Annotated in this window: 1 protein-coding gene; it reads left to right on the top strand. The window is 63.3% G+C overall.

Translation table 11 applies throughout. The features are described from left to right. Positions 1-19: 19 nt before the first annotated feature. A partial coding sequence (locus tag RDCOP1_RS21090; protein WP_371836839.1) for an AMP-binding protein occupies positions 20-791 on the top strand: 772 nt, incomplete at its 3' end.

Raw genomic sequence — 791 nt, 5'->3', positions numbered from 1 at the left:
TGAGGCGTTTCCTGCGGCTTTGGTCGATCAGTGTGCTGCTGTCGGTTTGCCGCGGTTGCACAACTTGTACGGTCCGACCGAGGCGACGGTGCATGTCACGGCGCGGCCGGTCGAGGTGGGTGTTTCGGGTGCGGTTCCGATCGGGGCGCCGGTGTGGAATACCGGGGCCTATGTTTTGGATCAGCGGTTGGTGCCGGTACCCCTCGGAGTTGTCGGTGAGTTGTATCTGTCGGGTGTGCAGATCGCGAGGGGATATTTCGGGCGTGCAGCATTGTCGGCGGAGCGGTTTGTGGCGTCGCCGTTCGGGGTGGGTGAGCGTCTTTATCGCACGGGTGATCTGGTGCGGTGGAGTGCCGATGGTGAGTTGGTGTACATCGGTCGTACCGATTTTCAGGTGAAGTTGCGGGGGTTGCGGATCGAGCTCGGTGAGATCGAAACGGCTCTGCTTGCGCTGGACGGTGTCGGTCAGGCTGTGGTGTTGGTGCGTTCGGATGCGCATGCGGGTGAGCAGTTGGTGGGGTATGTGGTGCCGGCTGCGGGTGCGTCGGTGGATTCTGTGGTGTTGTTGCGTCGGTTGGGTGCGGTGCTGCCGGGTTATATGGTGCCGTCGGCGTTGGTGGTGCTGGGTGAGTTGCCGGTGGGTTCGTCGGGCAAGTTGGACCGGAAGGCGTTGCCCGCTCCGGTGGTGGACGTTCGGGAGTTCCGGGCGCCGCAGACAGCCGTCGAACAGGTTGTGGCGTCGGTGTTTTCCGAGGTGCTCGGGGTCGAGCGGGTGGGGCTCGATGATGATT

This window comes from Rhodococcus coprophilus NBRC 100603 (assembly GCF_001895045.1).
Lineage (GTDB): Bacteria > Actinomycetota > Actinomycetes > Mycobacteriales > Mycobacteriaceae > Rhodococcus > Rhodococcus coprophilus.
The sequence above is the reverse complement of the archived record's forward strand: the minus strand, read 5'-3'. Positions and strand labels throughout refer to the sequence as shown.